This window comes from Pseudomonas glycinae (genome assembly GCF_001594225.2).
In the GTDB taxonomy this organism is placed as follows: Bacteria; Pseudomonadota; Gammaproteobacteria; order Pseudomonadales; family Pseudomonadaceae; genus Aquipseudomonas; species Aquipseudomonas glycinae.
In genome coordinates, this window is the sequence record NZ_CP014205.2 from 4,779,092 (window position 1) to 4,798,518 (window position 19,427).

The following is a 19,427-nucleotide window of genomic DNA, read 5'->3' on the forward strand; positions in this document are numbered from 1 at the left end:
TCTTCATCTGCCTGTAACCCCGACGCAGCCAAATCGTCATCCCCCGGGCCTATCGTGAAACTCCCGTACTCGCCTTGGGAGACTCGAAATGGCTCAGCCCTACGAAGAACGTAACAGCGCCGCGAAAACCCGTCGTCAGCAGGAAGACCAGCGCCGCATGGAATTTCGCCGCGCCATCGAAGATCGCTTCGAACTTCGCCAGCTTCAGAGCGCGATCAGCGATTTTCCCGAGGACATTGAACTCAACTACTGGCAGGCCGCGCCGGCAGCTTCCCGTCGAAGCGCTCAACCAGCGCGCTGATCTGCACCCGTTCGCTGCGGATAAACGCCAGGAAGGCGTGCGCCACCGGTGACAGCCGTTTGGCTTTGGCTTGCACCAGGCACCAGCTGCGAAACAGCGGTAACTCTTCGACCGGCAGCTCGACCAGGCCGCCGGTCGCCAGCTCCAGGTTCAGGGCGTGGCGCGTCAACAGCGCCAGGCCCAGACCCGCCACCACGCATTCACGCTGGGCTTCGGCTGACGCCACTTCCTGGGTCTGGGTGAAGTGCACGCGCTTCTCTTTGAAATACTCCTCGCAGGCCAGTCGCGTGCCCGAGCCGGGTTCGCGGATCAGCAAGGTATACGGTTCGAGATCCTGCAAGCGCAGCGGGCCCATGTGTGCCAACGGATGATCCGGACGCGCCACGGCGACGATCGGATTGTTGAGGAACGGCAGGAATTCCAGGCCCATGTCCTGCGGCACCATCGACATGATCACCAGATCATCGCGGTTGTCGGAGAGCCGGCGGATGACCTGGCCACGGTTGACCACCGTCAGTTGCAGGTTTACTTCGGGATGCTGGCGCTTGAATGCCGCGAACAGGTGCGGCACGAAGTATTTGGCGCTGGATTCCACCGCCAGCTTCAATTGGCCCTGCAGCGAGCCCTGCATGTCCGAGAGCTGCATGTCGAGGTTTTCCAGGCGGCCGAAAATGTCCCGGCTGGCGCGCTGAAGTGCTTCGGCCGCTTCGGTCATGTAGAGTTTTTTGCCGACGTAATCGAATAATGGCTGGCCGATCAGCTCTTCTAGCTGACGAATCTGTAGGCTGACGGCCGGTTGTGTGAGCGACATTTCGTCGGCTGCGCGGCTGTAGGAGCGCAAATCACACACTTCGTTGAAGATCTGCAATTGACGCAATGTCATACGCATCAAGGACTTACGCATTTTCTACCGACTCTGGCCATTGGCTGATGCGCTGACTATAAGTCTTTACTTATGTCTGACCCAATTTTTATTCATTTTTGTTAATCCCTTGGCAGCGCTAGTGTGGAGCCGAGACCAGATTGAAACATTTGGTCACGTGCCGACCTGGGTCTAGCAGGTCGTGGTGCCACCGGCTCAAGGGAACCTCCAAGTGATAACAAAGATCCTGATCGCCAACCGTGGTGAGATTGCCGTACGAATCGTGCGTGCCTGCGCCGAGATGGGCATCCGCTCGGTCGCGATCTATTCCGACGCCGACCGGCATGCCTTGCATGTCAAACGTGCGGACGAGGCCCACAGCATTGGTGCCGAGCCGCTGGCCGGTTACCTGAACCCGCGCAAGCTGGTGAACCTGGCCGTGGAAACCGGCTGCGATGCGCTGCACCCCGGCTACGGTTTCCTCTCGGAAAACGCCGAGCTGGCAGACATCTGCGCCGAACGCGGGATCAAATTCATCGGCCCGTCGGCGGAAGTCATCCGCCGCATGGGCGACAAGACCGAAGCGCGCCGCAGCATGATCAAGGCCGGTGTGCCGGTCACGCCGGGCACCGAAGGCAACGTCTCGGGCATCGAGGAAGCATTGAGCGAGGGCGACCGCATCGGTTACCCGGTGATGCTCAAGGCCACTTCCGGTGGTGGCGGTCGCGGTATCCGTCGCTGCAACAGCCGCGAAGAACTCGAACAGAACTTCCCTCGCGTCATTTCCGAAGCCACCAAGGCCTTCGGTTCGGCGGAAGTGTTCCTGGAAAAATGCATCGTCAATCCCAAGCACATCGAAGCGCAGATACTCGGCGACAGCTTCGGCAACGTCGTGCATCTGTTCGAACGTGACTGCTCGATCCAGCGCCGCAACCAGAAGCTGATCGAAATCGCCCCGAGCCCGCAACTGACCCCGGAACAGCGCGCCTACATCGGCGACCTGTCGGTGCGTGCGGCCAAGGCCGTGGGCTACGAGAACGCCGGCACCGTGGAGTTTTTGCTCGCCGAGGGCGAGGTGTACTTCATGGAGATGAACACCCGGGTGCAGGTGGAACACACCATCACCGAAGAAATCACCGGGATCGACATCGTCCGCGAACAGATCCGCATCGCCTCCGGCCTGCCGCTGTCGGTGAAGCAGGAAGACATTCAGCATCGCGGTTTTGCCCTGCAATTCCGGATCAACGCCGAAGACCCGAAGAACAACTTCCTGCCGAGCTTCGGCAAGATCACCCGTTACTACGCCCCCGGCGGACCTGGCGTGCGTACCGACACGGCGATCTACACCGGCTACACCATTCCACCGTTCTACGACTCGATGTGCCTGAAACTGGTGGTCTGGGCGCTGACCTGGGAAGAGGCCATGGACCGTGGTCTGCGCGCGCTCGACGACATGCGTCTGCAAGGCGTGAAGACCACCGCCGCGTACTACCAGGAAATCCTGCGCAACCCGGAATTCCGTAGCGGCCAGTTCAATACCAGCTTCGTCGAAAGCCACCCCGAACTGACCAACTACTCGATCAAGCGCAAACCCGAAGAGCTGGCCCTGGCCATCGCCGCCGCCATCGCCGCCCACGCAGGCCTGTGAGGAATACAAGAATGAGCAAGAAGATCTTTGTCACCGATACCATCCTGCGCGACGCTCACCAATCGCTGCTCGCCACCCGCATGCGCACCGAAGACATGCTGCCGATCTGCGACAAGCTCGACAAAGTCGGCTACTGGTCACTGGAATGCTGGGGCGGCGCAACCTTCGACGCCTGCGTACGTTTCCTGAAAGAAGACCCGTGGGAGCGCCTGCGCCAGCTGCGCGCCGCGCTGCCCAACACCCGTCTGCAAATGCTCCTGCGCGGGCAGAACCTGCTGGGCTACCGCCACTACAGCGATGACGTGGTCAAGGCGTTCGTCGCCAAGGCCGCGGTCAACGGCATCGACGTGTTCCGCATCTTCGACGCGATGAACGATGTGCGTAACCTGCGCGTGGCGATCGAAGCGGTGAAGGCTGCCGGTAAACATGCCCAAGGCACCATCGCCTACACCACCAGCCCGGTGCACACCATTGACGCGTTCGTCGCCCAGGCCAAGCAAATGGAAGCCATGGGTTGCGACTCGGTGGCGATCAAGGACATGGCCGGTCTGCTGACCCCATACGCGACCGGTGAACTGGTACGTGCACTGAAAGCCGAGCAGTCGCTGCCAGTGTTTATCCACTCCCACGACACCGCCGGCCTGGCAACCATGTGCCAGCTCAAGGCCATTGAAAACGGTGCCGACCACATCGACACCGCGATCTCCAGCTTCGCTTCGGGCACCAGTCACCCTGGCACCGAATCGATGGTTGCTGCGCTCAAAGGCACCGAGTTCGATACCGGTCTGAACCTGGAGCTGCTGCAGGAAATCGGCCTGTACTTCTACGCCGTGCGCAAGAAGTACCACCAGTTCGAAAGCGAATTCACCGCCGTCGATACCCGTGTTCAAGTCAACCAGGTGCCTGGCGGGATGATTTCCAACCTGGCCAACCAGTTGAAAGAGCAGGGCGCTCTCAACCGCATGGGCGAAGTGCTGGCGGAGATCCCGCGCGTACGTGAAGACCTCGGCTTCCCGCCGCTGGTGACCCCGACTTCGCAGATCGTCGGCACCCAGGCGTTCTTCAACGTGTTGGCCGGCGAGCGCTACAAGACCATCACCAACGAAGTGAAGCTTTACCTGCAAGGCGGCTACGGCAAGGCGCCGGGCACCGTGAACGAGAAGCTGCGTCGTCAGGCCATTGGCAGCGAAGAGGTGATCGACGTACGCCCGGCCGATCTGCTCAAGCCGGAAATGACCAAGCTGCGTGCCGATATCGGCGCACTGGCCAAGTCCGAAGAAGACGTGCTGACCTTCGCGATGTTCCCGGACATCGGCCGCAAGTTCCTCGAAGAGCGTGCCGCCGGCACTCTCACCCCGGAAGTGCTGCTGCCGATCCCGGAAGCGGGCAAGGTGGCTTCGGCCGGCGGCGAAGGCGTACCGACCGAGTTCGTCATCGACGTTCACGGCGAGACCTACCGTGTGGACATCACCGGTGTCGGCGTCAAGGCTGAAGGCAAGCGTCACTTCTACCTGTCCATCGACGGCATGCCGGAAGAAGTGGTGTTCGAACCGCTCAACGAATTCGTCGGCGGCGGCAGCAGTAAGCGCAAGCAGGCTTCGGCTCCGGGGCACGTCAGCACCACCATGCCGGGCAACATCGTCGATGTACTGGTCAAGGAAGGCGACACCGTCAAGGCCGGCCAGGCTGTGCTGATCACCGAAGCGATGAAGATGGAGACCGAAGTCCAGGCGGCGATTGCCGGCAAGGTCACCGCCATCCACGTTGCCAAGGGCGACCGGGTCAACCCGGGCGAAATCCTGATCGAGATCGAAGGCTGAGATAACAGCATCGATACAACGCTTTAAACCTCGGGGGAGCATGTGCTCCCCTTTTTTTATTCAGGTATCTGAAGTGCGGACTTGCACTGTTCCCAAAACGCGTTCTTCCGGCAGAGGGGAAGTCGTGCTGGCATACTTGCCTATGACTTCGTAGGCTCCCTTTGCCATGACTTTAGGAACGCTAAAGAACATTGTATCTGGCTCGAATCTACAGACCGAAACCGAATTCTCGACCTCTCCATTTTTGAAAAGAACGCGAAAAATCCCCGTCAGCGAGTGCGTATTTTCATTTTTCAGAACCAGAGCTTGCCCAGGTGTTACTTCCCCAGGAAGCGTGGGGTTTGCATCAGTGGCGTCGGAAGGTTTCATCGTCTGAACTCCTTGTGAGTGGAGCGGAATCTGCACCTTCAGCAGCGGATTCCACTCACTCAGGCTAAGTCTGCCCCTGACATCCGGTCTACTGTCAGATCTGACAGGTGCCATCGCCAAGTTGTATCAGAACGTCATTTGCCACCTGCCTGAGATGCCGTGGTTTCGGCTGTCGGTACCGATCTCGCCCGACAAGCCAACGCCGAATGTGTGGCTGGACGAGACTGCCAGATCAAGCCCGGTGTCCAGCGTCAGGCTATTGCGATCCAGCTCTGCGCCGTAAACGGTGTAGCCATGGCCGCCGGTGACCAGACGTTGTCGGGTGCTGGTGTAGGTCTCGCCGTAAAGGTGTTTCCATCCCGCGCTGAATCGTGGCGTGAGGCGCATACCGTTATCCAGTGTGCTGACGTTCGCCATGCGCAGACCGACGGTAGTGTTGAAGTTGCCTTGGGATTGATCATCCACCCTGAGCGCCGCCGCCCCGCCTTTCTCGGTGTAGCCGTCACGCTGATAGCGTTGATAGCCGATACCGACAAAGGGTTCGATGCTGACGTTGGCCCGCCCCAGGTTGTATCCCGACTCGATGAACGCTTGCTGGGTGCTGGCCTGGTAGTTGCCTTTTAGTCGGTCATGGAAGCGGCCGAACGCGACTTCGCGGCGGGTACTGCCTTCATGGTTGCTCCAGGCTGCGCCGAGCCGAAGTGACAGCGGGCCGGTCTGGCGCATGGCGTAGGCGCCGAGGTGCCAACTGTCGAGATCGCCGTCCAGTTCCTCGCTATCAATACGCGTGTCGGAGGTGCCGCCCATCAAGCCCAGTCTCCATTCTTCGTTGAGGCGCCAGTCCGCACCGAGCAGCAGTCCTTTGGTGGAATGCTGCATGGGCTCCACATCGCGATCCAGTTTGCCGCTATGACCGAGGGCTTGCAGCCAGATCCTGCCGCTCTCGGCGTTTCCGGCCGCGTGGCGGGGTGCGCTTGGCTGGTTGTCATGCGGGTCGTCGAGCTGAAGCATGGCCGACAGCAGGCTGGCGCTGACCGGTGTGACGCTGCTCAAGGTGGCCTTGGCGAGGTTGGCGTTGCTGCCGCCGGACAGTTGATTGAGGGCGAGTGCTGCGGTGGTTTCGTCGGCAGCGAGCAGAGCCGCAATGGCTGAGTTGCCTGCTGGTGAAGGGGAATCCGTTGACGGCGGCTGGTCTACCACTTGGGTTTGTTGAGCTGCGGACGTTTCGGCCAGAACCGATTCCGGTAAGGGCGCTGGTTTTTCCAGGCTTTCTTTGAGTGCGCTGCCGCTTTGCGTCGTGGCGACTTTCCCGGATGGAATGTCATCGGGTGCAGGAAGGGGTGCCGCTGGAATCTCAGTGCTGACCGGAAATGTTTCTGGCGTCGGAGCGATACTTTCTGCAAGCAGTGGCTTTGGAGCGAGACTGGGCGGAGCAGGTTTTTCTTTCTTCTTGCGCGCAGGTTTGGGTTTCACTTCGTCCACGACGGGCGCGTCGGGCTCCGACTGCTCTGCCAGAGAAAATTCCACGAAACCGACTGTCAGAGCAACCGCCAGGACAAGATGTTGGAGCTTGTATTTGCATTGAATGGGCATTCAGTTTGGCCTCATGAAGGTTGAGGCCAAACTGTAAAAGTCGATGCCGGTCCATCGATGCCGGGCAATTCCGAGTCGGATGCAGGCGATGACGTCTGCTTTTGTAGCCCGGTCGCTGGCGGGTAATGAACCCGCCATGATTACCCGATCGACCAGACGCCTTTACCTACAACGCCCGCTGAAATCCGGATTGGCGAAATCTCAGAAACTCATCTGCCACTGCCCGATCAACCCGTGATTTCGACTGTTGCTGCCAATCTCGCCGCTGTATCCCAGCCCCAGCGTCTGCCGCGCGGAAATACCAAGATCCAGCCCTGCTTCGAGCACCAGACTGTCACGATCCAGCGAGCTGCCATCGACACTGAACGCCGTGCCGCCGACCACAAACGCCTGACGGGTCGAGCTGCTGACATCGCCGTAGGTGTGCTTCCAGCCGGCGGCCATTCGCGGGGTGAAGCTCATGCCATTGTCCAGCGAGCCGAGGTGCGCCAGGCGCAGGCCGAAGGTGCTGCTGAAGTTGTCCTGAGTCTGGCTGTCGACTTGTAACGCCGCCGCACCGCCCTTTTCCTGATAGCGCTCGCGGTGATAGCGCTGGTAGCCGAGGCTGGCGAACGGTTCGGCGCTCATTCGGCCGCTGCCCATGGCGTAGCCGAGTTCGGCGAAGGCTTGCTGGCTGTCGGCGTCGTAATCGCCTTTGGGGCGATCGCTGAAACCATTGAATGCGATGGTGCGCTTGCTTTCGCCCTGATGACCGCTGTAAGCCGCGCCCAGGCGCAAGGCGATCGGACCGTTTTGATGCAGCGCATAAACGCCGGCGTGCCAGCTCTCGACATTGCCGTCGACGCCGCTGGCATCCAGATCGGTCTTCGAATAGCCACCGAGCACGCCCAGACGCCATTGCGGATTCAGTGCCCAGTCGGCGCCGAGCACACTGCCCTTGGTGCGTTGTTCCAGGCCGCTGCTGCCGTGTTCGCCATCCAGCTTGCCGTAGCCGCCGATGGCCTGCAGCCAGAGCCGGCCACGGGCGTTCGGGTCATTCAGGTTTCGCGCTTCGGACGGTACGCCGTTGGCCGCGAGGATCGGCGTATCACGCTGATCGAGGCCGACCATCAAGCCTGGGCTGCCACCGATTTGCTGCATCGCCGAGAGCATGCTGCTGCCGACCTGGCTGCTGGCGCCGAGGGTGGCGCTGGTCAGGTTGGCGTTGCTGGCACCGGCCAGTTGCTCGATGGCCGCGCCTGCACTGCTTTGAGTGGTGTTGAGCAACGCGTTGTACAGCGCATTGTTCTTGCCGATCGAGGCCAGGCTGTTGGCGGCGTTGCTGCCGTTGCCGGTGGCGGCGAATTCGTTGAAGGCCACGTCATTGCGGGTGTAAGTCAGGTCGACCTGCGTTGGCGTGTAAGCGAGGGTCGGCGTGAGGAAGGCGTAGTCGCTGGTGACTGCACCGAATGTGCCGTTGACCCGCGCAGCCTGCAGCACCGTGTAATGGCTCTGCCACGGATAGGTGCCGCTGCCGGGATTGACCGCCAGCGTTGCGCCATTGAGGTTGGCCGTGCCGCCGACCTTGGTCGGCGCGCTGCTGCCATCGGCGTTGACACCGTAGACGAGGGTGGAGGCGCTACTCATGTTCAAGTCGTGCACGATGCTCGCGGTGCCGAGGCGGGTGTCGGTGCGCAACGTGCCGTTGACGTTGAGGCTGCCTACCGACCCGCCGCCGGCATACACACCACCGGCGTCCACGGTCAGATTGCCGGCGATGCCACCCTGGTTGACCAACGTGGCGCCGTTGCGCACGGCACCGCCGTCGCTGAAGTCGCCGCTGCCGGTCAGTGTCCAGGCACCTTGTTTGACTTCCAGCCATTCAAAGTTGCGGCTGGCACCGAAGCTGCCGCCCGCCGCATCGTCCATCACTACGCTGTCATAACCGCTGCCGCCATCGACCGTACCTACGAAGCGGCTGCCGCTGCGTAGGGTCAGGCTGTCATTGCCGCCACCCAGGTCCAGCGCCAGACCGTTGCTGCCGCTGATCGTGCCGCCGTTAATCACGCTGTCGGCGAATTCACCGACGAACTTCACGCCGAAACCGTCGAGGCCCTGGATCGTGCCGTAGTTTTCCAGCGAGGTGGCTGCCAGTCCCGAACCACCGCTGCCGTCATCCACCAGAATGGCGCTGTTGGCGCCGCTGATCAGCGCATCCCTGGCGTTAAGAATGTAACCGCCGCCCAGCGCAATGCCTTCACTGCCATTGGCAAAACCGCCCTTGTCCACACCACCGGCGCCGACGCCCTGAATGGTGCCGTAGTTTTCGATGTGGGCGATCTTGTCGATGTCCACGCCATCGCCGTCGCCATTGGCTTGCAACCCGGAATATGCTCCGGTGATGGTGCCGTGGTTGATCACCGTGCCGTCGCCGTCGGAACCGAAACCGGAGCCGTTGCGCCCGGTGATTTGCCCGTAGTTGACCAGCGTCGCTCCGAGGTCGGTGGTGATGCCATGCCGGCCGCCGGAAATCACGCCGTAGTTGGTCACGCTGACGCCGGTCGCGGTGTCGATATCGATGCCGTCGAACTTCTGATCGGCGTTGTGCGAGTCGCCAGTGGAAATTTCGCCGTAGTTGCTGATGGTCGCGTTGGCGCCGGTTTTCATGCCGTCGCTGGCGTCGCCACGAATCAGCCCGCCCGCGCGGTTGATGATCGTGGTTTTCACCCCGTCACTGCGCAACGCATCCAGATCCAGCCCTTGGCCGGTGGTCGAGCGAATGGTGCCGCTGTTGTCGATCAACAGGCTGCCGCTGACGAAGTTGCTGTCGATGCGAATCGCGTCGTTGGAACCGAGAATCTGCCCGCCGCTGCGGTTATAGAGGGTGTAGTTGCGCGCCTGGGTCAGGTCGCCGCTGCTGTCGATGGCCCGGCCGCCGCTGGAAATGATCTTGCCGGCGTTGTCGATGATCACGCCGATCCCACTGGTACCATCCTTGAGGCTCACGGCCTTGCCGCTGTTGGTAATGCTGCCCGGTGCGGAAATCGTCAGCGTGTCGCTGCCACCCAGTGTCTGCGCTGCAGTGGTGGCGGTGTCGATCTGCACGGTCTTGCCGTGGGCGGCGCTGGTGGCGATCAGCAGGGCAATGGCAAGCGACAGGCGCTGGGGCGGGAAGGGCATGGGCAGAACGTCCTTTTTGTTATAAGCGGGGCGTCCTGTATAGCGGAGGGTTTTTACAGAATGATGTCCGTGGCGGACTCAGCAGCATCTGCATTATTTTGCGTTTATTTCGAGGTTTAAACTCTTGATCTGCACTTTAATGCAGATAAACCAGTCTCTTGATCTTCTGAAATGCACTATATTGCACTTGTAGTTCACCAAACGACCGCAGCAATGCATTTAACTGCAGATGAGAGCCGCATGCACAACCTGACATTGCAGATATTCGACGCCGGTAAATGGCACGACGCGATGGTGTTGAGTTTTGACTCGCCCGAAAAAGGCTTCGAAAGCCGCTGCAGTTTTGGCTACGAGTCGGCGTATCTGGTCGAAAACATTGAGGCCATTGGCTCCCCTTTTTCCAAGGCCGTGAGTGCGCTGTTTCCCCTTGATTGGGAAGGGCGGCGATCCATCACGCCTGCATTCGTGCATGACATCGCACCGGCAGGCGCCGCTAAAAGGTTTCTTCTTGCACGTTTGGGGCAGGAGAAACCTGCAGGCATCAGTGCCGATCTTTATCTGCTTGGTCGCTGCACTCCGGCTCCGATCGGCAACATGCGGATAAAAGAATCGGCTGAGGCTGTCGATGAGCGCAAGCCCATCGGTTTTCAGCGTCAGGAGGTCGTCAGCCGTGACCACCGCTTCCTTGAATATGCCTATGAAATGGGAGCTGCGATTGGTGGGGCGACAGGGGCCGGAGGTGAGGCTCCCAAGATTCTTCTGGCGGAGGATCACGCCGGTCTTTTGTACCCCGATGCCGTGCTGGATGATGAAAACGTCCGTCAGCACTGGTTTGTGAAATTCGCCCGGAATAAGGGAAGTCAAACCGATCAAGACATCCTGCGCAGCGAATTCCACTACTACCAGGCGCTTCAGGCACTGGGTATCGAAACCGTCGCAGCAGAAGGTCTGGCGTTAGAGGAAGCGAACAAGCCCAGCTTGTGGATGCAGCGTTTTGATCGCCAGGTGACGAGCCGTGGGGTCGAGCGTTTTGCCGTGGAGTCGATTTATTCGCTGGCCGAAGTGACGACGCCGGGAAGCGCGATGAGCCATATGGATGTCATTCGCATGCTCGCCGAACTCTGGCGCAATGCGGGGCAAGCGAATCAGATTCCGGCACTGGTGGCGGACTATTTACGTCGGGACCTGATCAACAAAATTCTTGGTAACTCGGATAACCACGGTCGCAATACCGCAATCATTCGTGACGAGGGCTCGTATCGTCTGGCCCCCATTTATGATCTGGCCCCCATGGTCATGGATGACGAAGGTGTGACCCGCACGACCAAATGGCCAAAAGAGCTGGAGAGGGCGGGAGATGTCGATTGGCGAGGGGTTTGTCGCGCATTGGCGGATATTTCCGATCCGGATGACCCATTGGCAGGGTTGTCCGACGCGCCGGAGTCTTTCGAGCGTCTGCGTGAAGATGCGCAGTGCCTGGCCGAGTTGCCGGATATTTTGAGCGCCAGCGGTTTGCCTGACCGCACAATGAATCATCCGGGCGTCCACCTGAAAAACCTGGAGCAACGATTGAAAGAGTGGGATCTGAAATGAGCATGACCGTCGCCGAGCGCACCGTGCTCATCGAAAGCATTCAAGAAGCGCTGGCTGAAGGAACCGTAGAAATCGGTGAAGCAGTTCGCCGTTTACGCGTGGAGGTGACCGGGTTGCATCAGACCCAGTTCGCGAAGATGTGCAAGATTTCGGTACGCACGCTGGTGCACATCGAACACGGCGAAGGTAATCAGACACTGAAATCCCTGAATGCCGTGTTCCGCCCGTTCGGGCTGAAAATGGGCGTGGTACGGGTTCGGCGAAACAACAGCTGAACCCGCAACCTGTTTAGTGTCGATCAAGTTTCAACCGCGGCACTCAACCAACCCCTTCACCTGCCCATCCGCCGTCTGATTCTCATCGCTCAACCAGCGCTCGAATCCCGCTGCAATCGCCGGCCATTCCGAGTCCAGAATCGAATACCACGCGGTATCGCGGTTCTGGCCCTTGACCACCATGTGCTGGCGGAACACGCCTTCGAAGCTGAAGCCCAGACGCTCGGCCGCGTATTTGGAGCGGGCGTTGCCGTTGTTGCATTTCCATTCCAGGCGGCGGTAGCCGAGGGCGAAGGATTCTTTGGCCAGCAGGTAGACCGCCTCGGTGCTTTTCGGCGAGCGCTGCATCGGGGCGCCGAAGGTGACGTGGCCGATTTCGATGCGGCCCTGGGCCGGGACGATCGACATCAGGCTGAGGAGGCCTTGCACCTGGCCGCTGGCGCGGTCGATGACGCTGAAGAAATACGGATCGCTGTGGGCGGCGTGGTTGTTCAGCCAGTCATTGAAAGCGCTGCGCTCCGGAAACGGGCCGTAGGGCAAGTAATCCCAGAGTTTCGGATCGGCGCCGGGGCCTTGCAGAGCGTTGAACAGGTCGTCACCGTGGCGTGCCGGGTCGAGTTTTTCCAGGCGGATGAAGCGGCCTTCGATCAGGGTGGTGGAGGGCGGCGGTACGCCTTTCCAGTCGGCAAGTGAAGTCGTCATGGGCAGGGCTCCTTAAATGGCTTTGCGAAACTGGATGAAACCCGGGCGTTCGGCGATGCGCTCGTAGAGCTGGATCGCCGTGGCATTGGTTTCGTGGGTCAGCCAGTGCACCTTGCAGCAACCGTCCGCCTTGGCCGTGGCGTAAACGTGTTCGATCAGCAGGCGACCCACGCCGGTGCCACGGGTTTGCGGCTCCACCAGCAGGTCTTGCAGGTAGCAGGAGTTTTCGATGCTCCAGTTCGAACGATGGTAGATGAAATGCACCATGCCCACCGCTTTGCCGTCGGCCCAGGCGAGGGCGGCGTGAGTCGGTTCGTTCGGGTCGAGAAAGCGCTGCCAGGTGCTTTGGCTGACGGCGTCCGGCAACTCGGTGTTGTAGAAGCGCAGGTAGGCCTGCCACAGCGGCAGCCAAGCGGCGTGATCGGCGGCGCTGACCGGGCGGATGTCGATCTGACTCATGGTGATTTCCTTAACGCATCAAGTGAGCGAGGGTTTGATCGTTGATGTCGGGGCTGGCGGCCAGGCCTTCGCGCACGCCGGCGATGTCTTCGGCGCTGCGGTTCTGGCTGAGCTTGCGCTTGCCTTCGAGGCGGTCGATCGGAATGGCGAACCCGACGATGGCCTTGAGCATGCCGTCGATGTAATCGGCCGGGGCATCGTCAACCGACCAGGGCTGGGCGCGGCCCGCTTCATGGCGATCGGTGAGGGTGCTGACGATGTCCAGCAGCCGACCGCCATCGCTGAAGGTCTCGGCGTGACCGTAGGCGTGTACGGCGACGTAATTCCAGGTCGGCACGACTTTGCCGTGCTCGGCCTTGCTCGGGTAAAAGCCGGGGCTTACGTAGGCATCGGCACCGGGAAAAATCAGTATCGCTTCGGCGCCGTCACGCAGGTCTTTCCACTGCGGATTGGCCTTGGCCAGATGCCCGTACAGCGTGCCGTTCGGACCTTGTTCGCGATGCAACAACACCGGCACATGACTGGCCTGCAAGCCTTGTTCGCCGTGGGTGACCAGGATGGCGAGGCGGGTGGCGAGGATCAGTTCGTGCAGTTGGGACAGATCGTCGATGGCAAAGGCGCGGGGCGTGTACATGGAGAAAATTTCCTTGGCGAATGCCTGCATCGTAGGCAGGCTATTGGTCTGTTGTAAGAGCCATTGATGACCAATTTCATAGGTCCATTGTCATGCCCGATTCGACCACGCTGTCGCTGCCGTTCAACCCTGCCGGTATCGAGCTCGACCGCCGCAAAGGCCTGAGCCGTCAGCTCTATCAGGCCTTGCGCCTGCGGGTGCTCGACGGACGTCTGGCCAGCGGCACGCGCCTGCCGGCCAGTCGCGATCTGGCGGCAGCGTTGGGGATTTCCCGCAACAGCGTGGTGCGTGCCTACGATCAGCTGTATGCGGAGGGCTTCATTGAAGGCCGGGTCGGGGACGGCACTTATGTGGCGCAGTTACCGCAATCGGTGGCGCCCGCGAAAAAATTATCCACAAAAGTATCCACAGGGTTTTCAACAAGCTTACCCACAGCCTTATCCACAATTTCGGCCAATTCCACTGGGGATTTATCCAGCAAAGTTATCCACAGTGGTGCATTGCAGCGGCTTGAGCAGAACCATTTACCGATGCCACCGAGCGGTCCGCCGCGAGCATTCCGGGTCGGTGTTCCGGCGTTTGATCTGTTCCCGTTCGATGTCTGGGCCAAGCTGAACGCGGCGTTCTGGCGCAAACCCGATTTGCAGCAACTGTGTTACGGCGACCCGGCGGGCGATGCGCGCCTGCGTGGTCTGATCGCTGCGTATTTGCGCAGCTCACGCGGCATGCAGTGTTCGGCTGAGCAAATTGTGATCACCAGTGGCGCGCAGCAGGGAATCAGCCTTTGTGCACAGTTGTTGGTGGAACCGGGCGCCGGCGTGGGCATCGAGAATCCCGGTTATCGCGCAGCGGGTCATGCGTTCGCGCTGGCCGGCGGTCGATTGCACGGCATTGCCGTGGACGAAGAGGGCATCGACTGCGCGGCACTGGCGGCCGCCGAAGATTGCCGGGTGGCGTATGTCACACCGTCTCATCAATACCCGACCGGGCTGGTGATGAGCCTGGCGCGACGTCTGGAACTGCTGGCCTGGGCCGAGCGCAACGGCGGCTGGATCGTCGAGGACGACTACGACGGCGAGTATCGCTACACCGGCGCACCCTTGGCCCCGCTGGCAGCACTCGACCGCCAGGGCCGCGTGTTGTATGTCGGCACCTTCGGCAAAGTCGCGTTCCCGGCGCTGCGCCTGGGGTATCTGGTGTTGCCGCCGGGACTGGTGGAGGCGTTTGCGCAGCGGCGGGCGGTGGATGTCCGGCATTCCGAAGTGAGCACTCAAGCGGTGATGGCCGAATTCATGGCGGCCGGGCACTTCCAGCGGCACATCCGGCGGATGCGTCGGGCCGCACTGAGCCGGCGCAATGTACTTCTCAATGGCTGGCCCGAGGGGCTGGCGGGTGTCGGCGAACTGCCAGCCGTGTCGGCCGGACTGCATCTCACCGTGGCGGTCGATAGCGTGGCCCGTGAACAGCAATTGATCGAACAGGCCGCCAGGGTAAAGGTGGAAGTCAATGGCTTGAGCAAATATTGGCTGCCGGACTCGACGACGCCGCTCGATCAGCGCGCCGGTCTGGTGCTGGGTTTTGCGGCGGTGCCGGAGCCGGCGATCGAGTCGGCCCTGGCCCGTTTGCGGCAAGCCTGGGGTGAGTGAAGACGCAGCGTCGGTATCCAAAGACCCGCCGGGGCGGGTCCGGATTGGATGAGCAGGTTTCAGGTGCCGGATTTGATCTTCGTCCACGCCCGCGTGCGTGCCCGTTCCGCATCGCGCGGCAATGGCTGCAGGGTGTACAGCGTATTCATCGCCGCATCGGTCGGGTACAGATTCGGATTGTTGCGAATCGCCGGGTCGACAAGTTCGGTGGCGTCCTTGTTCGGGTTCGGATAACCGACAAAATCGCTGACCGGCGCGATCACCTGCGGTTGCAGCAGGTAGTTGATGAAGGTGTAGGCGTCCTGCGGGTTCTTCGCGCCTTTCGGGATCGCGAGCATGTCGAACCAGATCGGCGCGCCTTCTTTCGGCAGACGCATGTCCACCACCACGCCATTCTTCGCTTCCTTCGCACGGTTGGCCGCTTGCGAGAAGCTGCCCGAATAACCGACCGCGACGCAGATGTCGCCGTTGGCGATGTCGGCCATGTACTTGGACGAATGGAAGTAGGTCACGTACGGGCGAATCTTCATCAACAGCGCTTCAGCCTTGGCGTAGTCCGCCGGGTTCTTGCTGTTGGGATCCAGGCCGAGGTGTTGCAGGGCCAGCGGCAGGATCTCCGACGGCGAATCGAGCAGGGCCACGCCGCACTGCTTGAGCTTGCTGATGTTCTCTTCCTTGAAGATCAGGTCCCAGCTGTCCACCGGCGCGTTGTCGCCCAGCGTGGCCTTGACCTTGGCCGGGTTGAAGCCGATCAGGATGGTGCCGTACATGTACGGCACGGCGAACTTGTTGCCCGGATCGTTGGCTTCGATCAGCTTCATCAGTTTCGGGTCGAGGTGGTTCCAGTTCGGCAACTGGCTGCGATCCAGCGGCTGGAACACCCCGGCCTCGATCTGCTTGGCGAGGAACACGTTGGACGGCACCACCACGTCGTAGCCGGAGTTGCCGGTCAGCAGCTTGGCCTCCAGTGCTTCGTTGGTGTCGAAGATGTCGTAGACCAGTCTGGTCTGGCTGTTCTGCGCCTTGAAATCTTCCAGTGCCTTGGGGGTGATGTAGTCGAACCAGTTGTAGACCCGCAGGGTGCGTTCCTCGGCGTGTGCGGCGCCGCTTAGCAGAGCCGCGCACAACGCCGGCGCGATGAAGTGCTTGAGTCTGCTCATTGTTCGAAACCTTCAAGCACGTTCACCGCGTTGATGCCGATTTCTTCCACCGCGTAGCCACCTTCCATGACGAACAGGGTCGGTTTGCCGAGGGCCGCGATGCGCTTGCCCATGGCCAGGTAGTCCGGGCTGTCGAGCTTGAACTGCGAAATCGGATCGTCCTTGAAGGTGTCCACACCCAGCGACACGACGATGATGTCGGCGCCGTAGTTGTCGATCTCCTGGCAGGCCTGATCCAGTGCCGCACTCCAGATATCCCAGCCGGAACCGGCTGGCAGCGGATAGTTGAAGTTGAAGCCTTCCCCGGCGCCTTCCCCGCGTTCGTCTTCGTAGCCGAGGAAGAACGGGAATTCCGCTTCCGGGTGGCCATGGATCGAGGTGAACAGCACGTCGCTGCGCTCGTAGAAAATCGATTGGGTGCCATTGCCGTGGTGGTAGTCGACGTCGAGGATCGCGACCTTCTTGTGGCCCTGATCGAGGAATGCCTGCGCGGCGATGGCGGCGTTGTTGAGGTAGCAATAACCGCCCATCAAATCACCGGCAGCGTGGTGTCCCGGTGGACGGCACAGGGCGAAGGCACCGCGGGCGCCGCGCTGGATTTCCGCTTGTGCGGTCAGCGCCACTTGCGCCGCGCTGTACGCCGCTTGCCAGGTGCCGGCGGTGATCGGCGCGCCTCCGTCGAAGCTGTAATAGCCGAGCTGGCCGTGCAGGCTGGTCGGCTTGACCTGACGCAAGGTGCGCGCCGGCCAGGTGTAAGGCAGCAAGTCGCCGTCGGTGTTGAACTCGGTCCAGCGTGCCCACGCGCCTTTGAAAAAGTCGAGGTAGTCGCGGCTGTGAATGCGCTCGATCGGCCCGAGGCCGAAATCCTTCGGTGCCTCGACCGGGCCGAGGTTTTGATTTTTTACCCGTTGCAGCACGTGGTCGGCGCGCGACGGCATTTCGAAGCAAGGCTTGAGTTGCCCGTCGATCAATTCGCAGCGGCCATGGTGCAGGTGGTGATCGTCAGAGTAGATCGTCAGCATTTGTTGTTCTCCGCAGGGGCTGATTCGGTTGGCTCCAGTGTTGCGGCGCGGGGCGAATCGGAGAACGTCAGGAGCGGCCAAAAGGGGATCGATATGGCCAAAAGAACTGACCGAAATTCGCCCCTCCTCTGGCCCTTTGATTTGGAACGCAGAACATGTGGGAGCTGGCTTGCCAGCGATAGCGGAGTGTCAGGCGACTTCAATGCCGAGTGTGTCGACGCCATCGCTGGCCAGTCAGCTCCCGTAAAGTAAGTATCAGTGTGGCCGGAACTGACTCGGTGCCACACCGCTCCAGCGCACGAACGCATGGCGAAAGCTCGCGGTCTCGCTGAAACCCAGGGTTTCGGCGATGCGGTAGATCGGCAGTTGATCTTCGCAAAGCATCTGCTTGGCCCGCTCGAAACGCAGCTCGTCGAGCAGCTCCTGATAACTGCAGCCCATGTCCTTCAGATGCCGGCGCAGGGTGCGCGGCGAGCAGTTCATCTGCTGCGCCAGACCTTCCAGGCCCGGTGCGGCATTGAGTTGCGCACTGAGCAACTGGCGGATCCGCCCCAGCCACGCCTGGCGGCCGGTGAACTCGGTGTTCTGTTTGCGGCAGCGTTCGGCCATGGCCTGGTGGGTGATGATGTCGGCCAGCGGCAGCGGCTGGTCGAGCCAGCGCCGGTCGAAGGCGAAGGCGTTGTCCTTGGCGCCGAAGTGCAGGGGCGCCTTGAAGTGATCGGCGTAGCTGTCGCGGTAATCCGGCGCGGCGTGTTCGAAGCGCGCGGCCAGCAATGGCAGCGGATGGCCGAGCAGGTCGTCGCAGATGACTTTCAGCGACACCAGACAGAACTCCGCGTTGAACACCGCCATCGCCGGGCTCTCGCGATAATCGGCGGCGACGAACCAGACGCGCTCGCCGTCGTCTTCCAGGCTCAGTTCGAAAAGTGTTCCCAGCAGCGCCGGATAACGGATCGCCAGCCGCAAAGCGTCACCGAAGGTGGCACAGGTCAGCAGCGCGTAACCGAGGATGCCGTAGCAGGAAACATGCATGCGCCGGCCCAGCTCCAGGCCGATGTCGTGCTTGAGCGCGACCGCATTGGCGCAGACCTGCATCTCCTGATTGGTGGTAATGCGGGTGTCGGCCCGGCTTAGATCCGCCGCGCTGATGCCGCTGCCGGCGAGCAGTGCTTCGCTGGACAGGCCTTGATCCCTGAAGGTGTTGAGCACCAGGGCGACGGCGTTGAGGGTGGTGAGGTGGGAGTGAAGCATAGGATCTTCCAGCCGGGCGGTGCCGGAAAGGCGAGCAAGTTATGTGCCGGCGACAGCTGTCGAAAATCAGCAAGATAACTTTGCCCGATTCGTTAGTTGGACGATTTGTTGTTTTTTAAATGCTCATCACAAGCAAAAATAGAAATTTGGCAGTAATAAGTTAGAGCGGCGCTCAATTAATTTATATTATTTGATATTTGCTGGCTACTGTCAGAAGTTACAGGTTTTTCCCGTAAAGTGTACCGTTTGTCGGGAGCGGTTTTTGGTTTGACTTGGTGCACTTCCGCATCTATTTTCGAATGGTCGTGTCACTGGATTCGGCCTGTTGGAGTACGATCAATCTGGAGTTGGCAATGGGTTGACGGCTTTCATTCTGGCAAATTCATAGACTGAACCATGGCAGTAACAGATGTGAAATCCAGTTTTATCCCTACGGAGAATCAGGCAATGAAATCTTTTGAAGATCTGAATAAAAAAATCGATCTAATCGCGAAAAACGCGCTTGAGGGCGAGATTAAGATAAATCGTGATGGGCAAGATGTCAGGCTCTCTGCCTACAGGCTTGACCCTGAAAGTAATATTTTGATTGCTTTCGCCATTTTGGGTCCTGACAATAAACTCGAGCAAACGATCGCGTTCTTCATTGATGCAAAAGATCTTGGAAAAAAGGTTCGTATTCCAGAAGAGTACGGGTCCATTCAAGCTATCTACAAAGATGAACATAATATTGCTACGAGCGGGGTCATCCAAATAAATCGGGATCCCATCGGCGGATATTTTTACGGAATCGTGGAGGCCGAGTTCGCTCATCCAGACAGCACGATCAAACAGTTAAAAGACGGCATTTTCAGCATCAAGTGATTAACGCAAATCTTCACGTATCGAGAGCGAGAAGCCTGTGGAGTTGTCCAGGTCTATTGACCCTGCCCCCTA

General features: G+C 60.3%; 17 protein-coding genes. 7 read left to right on the top strand and 10 right to left on the bottom strand.

Going from position 1 to position 19,427, the window contains the following annotated elements:
- Window positions 1-88: 88 nt before the first annotated feature.
- Entirely contained in the window at window positions 89-301 is a 213-nt protein-coding gene (locus AWU82_RS21850) for a PA3496 family putative envelope integrity protein (RefSeq protein WP_064379743.1), read from the top strand.
- On the opposite strand, the gene AWU82_RS21855 is transcribed toward AWU82_RS21850, so the two are convergent.
- Window positions 243-1,205 (bottom strand): LysR family transcriptional regulator, encoded by a 963-nt coding sequence (locus tag AWU82_RS21855; protein WP_064379744.1) that lies wholly within the window; start codon window positions 1,203-1,205, stop codon window positions 243-245. The two genes, AWU82_RS21850 and AWU82_RS21855, sit on opposite strands and share 59 nt — an antisense overlap.
- A 190-nt stretch (window positions 1,206-1,395) precedes the next feature.
- Between AWU82_RS21855 and AWU82_RS21860 the strand changes: the two genes are divergently transcribed.
- Both AWU82_RS21860 and oadA read left to right on the top strand, forming a co-directional pair.
- On the top strand, window positions 1,396-2,811 hold the full coding sequence (locus AWU82_RS21860; RefSeq protein WP_007954255.1) for an acetyl-CoA carboxylase biotin carboxylase subunit: 1,416 nt from the start codon (window positions 1,396-1,398) through the stop codon (window positions 2,809-2,811).
- 11 nt (window positions 2,812-2,822) lie between these two features.
- Entirely contained in the window at window positions 2,823-4,631 is a 1,809-nt protein-coding gene (oadA, locus tag AWU82_RS21865) for a sodium-extruding oxaloacetate decarboxylase subunit alpha (protein WP_064379745.1), read from the top strand.
- Between the two features lie 60 nt (window positions 4,632-4,691).
- Here the strand turns inward: oadA and AWU82_RS21870 are convergent, their stop codons facing one another.
- The 3 genes from AWU82_RS21870 to AWU82_RS21880 form a co-directional block, all read right to left on the bottom strand.
- Window positions 4,692-5,000, bottom strand: coding sequence for a hypothetical protein (locus AWU82_RS21870; protein ID WP_064379747.1), 309 nt, complete (start codon window positions 4,998-5,000; stop codon window positions 4,692-4,694).
- A gap of 126 nt (window positions 5,001-5,126) precedes the next feature.
- Window positions 5,127-6,593, bottom strand: a complete 1,467-nt coding sequence (locus AWU82_RS21875) for an autotransporter outer membrane beta-barrel domain-containing protein (RefSeq protein ID WP_064379748.1) — start codon at window positions 6,591-6,593, stop codon at window positions 5,127-5,129.
- Window positions 6,594-6,794: 201 nt separating this feature from the next.
- The gene (locus AWU82_RS21880; RefSeq protein WP_064379750.1) at window positions 6,795-9,752 is read right to left on the bottom strand and encodes an autotransporter outer membrane beta-barrel domain-containing protein; all 2,958 of its coding nucleotides are present in this window, start codon (window positions 9,750-9,752) and stop codon (window positions 6,795-6,797) included.
- A gap of 240 nt (window positions 9,753-9,992) precedes the next feature.
- On the opposite strand from AWU82_RS21880, the gene AWU82_RS21885 reads away from it, so the two are divergent.
- Both AWU82_RS21885 and AWU82_RS21890 read left to right on the top strand, forming a co-directional pair.
- Window positions 9,993-11,345: a HipA domain-containing protein gene (locus tag AWU82_RS21885; protein ID WP_064379751.1), complete on the top strand. Its 1,353-nt coding sequence runs from the start codon at window positions 9,993-9,995 to the stop codon at window positions 11,343-11,345.
- Entirely contained in the window at window positions 11,342-11,620 is a 279-nt protein-coding gene (locus AWU82_RS21890; RefSeq protein WP_064379753.1) for a helix-turn-helix domain-containing protein, read from the top strand. The genes AWU82_RS21885 and AWU82_RS21890 overlap by 4 nt, the downstream gene beginning before the upstream one ends.
- 30 nt (window positions 11,621-11,650) lie before the next feature.
- Here the strand turns inward: AWU82_RS21890 and AWU82_RS21895 are convergent, their stop codons facing one another.
- From AWU82_RS21895 to AWU82_RS21905, 3 genes are read right to left on the bottom strand one after another with little or no spacing between them, the layout of a single operon-like run.
- Entirely contained in the window at window positions 11,651-12,322 is a 672-nt protein-coding gene (locus AWU82_RS21895; RefSeq protein WP_064379756.1) for a GNAT family N-acetyltransferase, read from the bottom strand.
- A 12-nt stretch (window positions 12,323-12,334) separates the two neighbouring features.
- Window positions 12,335-12,781, bottom strand: coding sequence for a GNAT family N-acetyltransferase (locus AWU82_RS21900; protein WP_011336633.1), 447 nt, complete (start codon window positions 12,779-12,781; stop codon window positions 12,335-12,337).
- Between the two features lie 10 nt (window positions 12,782-12,791).
- Window positions 12,792-13,415: an FMN-binding negative transcriptional regulator gene (locus AWU82_RS21905; RefSeq protein WP_064379759.1), complete on the bottom strand. Its 624-nt coding sequence runs from the start codon at window positions 13,413-13,415 to the stop codon at window positions 12,792-12,794.
- Window positions 13,416-13,507: 92 nt separating this feature from the next.
- Between AWU82_RS21905 and pdxR the strand changes: the two genes are divergently transcribed.
- Window positions 13,508-15,061 (top strand): MocR-like pyridoxine biosynthesis transcription factor PdxR, encoded by a 1,554-nt coding sequence (gene pdxR / locus AWU82_RS21910; protein WP_064379761.1) that lies wholly within the window; start codon window positions 13,508-13,510, stop codon window positions 15,059-15,061.
- 59 nt (window positions 15,062-15,120) lie between these two features.
- Here the strand turns inward: pdxR and AWU82_RS21915 are convergent, their stop codons facing one another.
- The 3 genes from AWU82_RS21915 to AWU82_RS21925 all read right to left on the bottom strand — a co-directional run bounded on the left by AWU82_RS21915 (window position 15,121) and on the right by AWU82_RS21925 (window position 18,494).
- Window positions 15,121-16,221, bottom strand: coding sequence for a polyamine ABC transporter substrate-binding protein (locus AWU82_RS21915; protein ID WP_064379762.1), 1,101 nt, complete (start codon window positions 16,219-16,221; stop codon window positions 15,121-15,123).
- Window positions 16,218-17,243 (bottom strand): histone deacetylase family protein, encoded by a 1,026-nt coding sequence (locus AWU82_RS21920; protein WP_011336629.1) that lies wholly within the window; start codon window positions 17,241-17,243, stop codon window positions 16,218-16,220. The genes AWU82_RS21915 and AWU82_RS21920 overlap by 4 nt, the downstream gene beginning before the upstream one ends.
- Window positions 17,244-17,498: 255 nt before the next feature.
- A complete protein-coding gene (locus AWU82_RS21925; protein ID WP_064379764.1) occupies window positions 17,499-18,494 on the bottom strand; it encodes an AraC family transcriptional regulator in 996 nt (331 codons plus the stop codon).
- 396 nt (window positions 18,495-18,890) lie between these two features.
- Here AWU82_RS21925 and AWU82_RS21930 point away from each other — a divergent pair, with 396 nt between their 5' ends.
- The gene (locus AWU82_RS21930) at window positions 18,891-19,355 is read left to right on the top strand and encodes a hypothetical protein (RefSeq protein ID WP_011336627.1); all 465 of its coding nucleotides are present in this window, start codon (window positions 18,891-18,893) and stop codon (window positions 19,353-19,355) included.
- The last annotated feature ends 72 nt before the right edge of the window (window positions 19,356-19,427 follow it).

Excerpts from the sequence above, each read along its gene's own strand:
- pdxR (WP_064379761.1), top strand. The coding sequence starts at position 13,508 with ATGCCCGATTCGACCACGCTGTCGCTGCCGTTCAACCCTGCCGGTATC.
- AWU82_RS21920 (WP_011336629.1), bottom strand. The coding sequence starts at position 17,243 with ATGCTGACGATCTACTCTGACGATCACCACCTGCACCATGGCCGCTGC.
- AWU82_RS21930 (WP_011336627.1), top strand. The coding sequence starts at position 18,891 with ATGGCAGTAACAGATGTGAAATCCAGTTTTATCCCTACGGAGAATCAG.
- AWU82_RS21885 (WP_064379751.1), top strand. The coding sequence starts at position 9,993 with ATGCACAACCTGACATTGCAGATATTCGACGCCGGTAAATGGCACGAC.
- AWU82_RS21915 (WP_064379762.1), bottom strand. The coding sequence starts at position 16,221 with ATGAGCAGACTCAAGCACTTCATCGCGCCGGCGTTGTGCGCGGCTCTG.
- AWU82_RS21890 (WP_064379753.1), top strand. The coding sequence starts at position 11,342 with ATGAGCATGACCGTCGCCGAGCGCACCGTGCTCATCGAAAGCATTCAA.
- AWU82_RS21880 (WP_064379750.1), bottom strand. The coding sequence starts at position 9,752 with ATGCCCTTCCCGCCCCAGCGCCTGTCGCTTGCCATTGCCCTGCTGATC.
- AWU82_RS21900 (WP_011336633.1), bottom strand. The coding sequence starts at position 12,781 with ATGAGTCAGATCGACATCCGCCCGGTCAGCGCCGCCGATCACGCCGCT.
- AWU82_RS21895 (WP_064379756.1), bottom strand. The coding sequence starts at position 12,322 with ATGACGACTTCACTTGCCGACTGGAAAGGCGTACCGCCGCCCTCCACC.
- AWU82_RS21905 (WP_064379759.1), bottom strand. The coding sequence starts at position 13,415 with ATGTACACGCCCCGCGCCTTTGCCATCGACGATCTGTCCCAACTGCAC.
- oadA (WP_064379745.1), top strand. The coding sequence starts at position 2,823 with ATGAGCAAGAAGATCTTTGTCACCGATACCATCCTGCGCGACGCTCAC.
- AWU82_RS21875 (WP_064379748.1), bottom strand. The coding sequence starts at position 6,593 with ATGCCCATTCAATGCAAATACAAGCTCCAACATCTTGTCCTGGCGGTT.
- AWU82_RS21850 (WP_064379743.1), top strand. The coding sequence starts at position 89 with ATGGCTCAGCCCTACGAAGAACGTAACAGCGCCGCGAAAACCCGTCGT.
- AWU82_RS21855 (WP_064379744.1), bottom strand. The coding sequence starts at position 1,205 with ATGCGTAAGTCCTTGATGCGTATGACATTGCGTCAATTGCAGATCTTC.
- AWU82_RS21870 (WP_064379747.1), bottom strand. The coding sequence starts at position 5,000 with ATGAAACCTTCCGACGCCACTGATGCAAACCCCACGCTTCCTGGGGAA.
- AWU82_RS21925 (WP_064379764.1), bottom strand. The coding sequence starts at position 18,494 with ATGCTTCACTCCCACCTCACCACCCTCAACGCCGTCGCCCTGGTGCTC.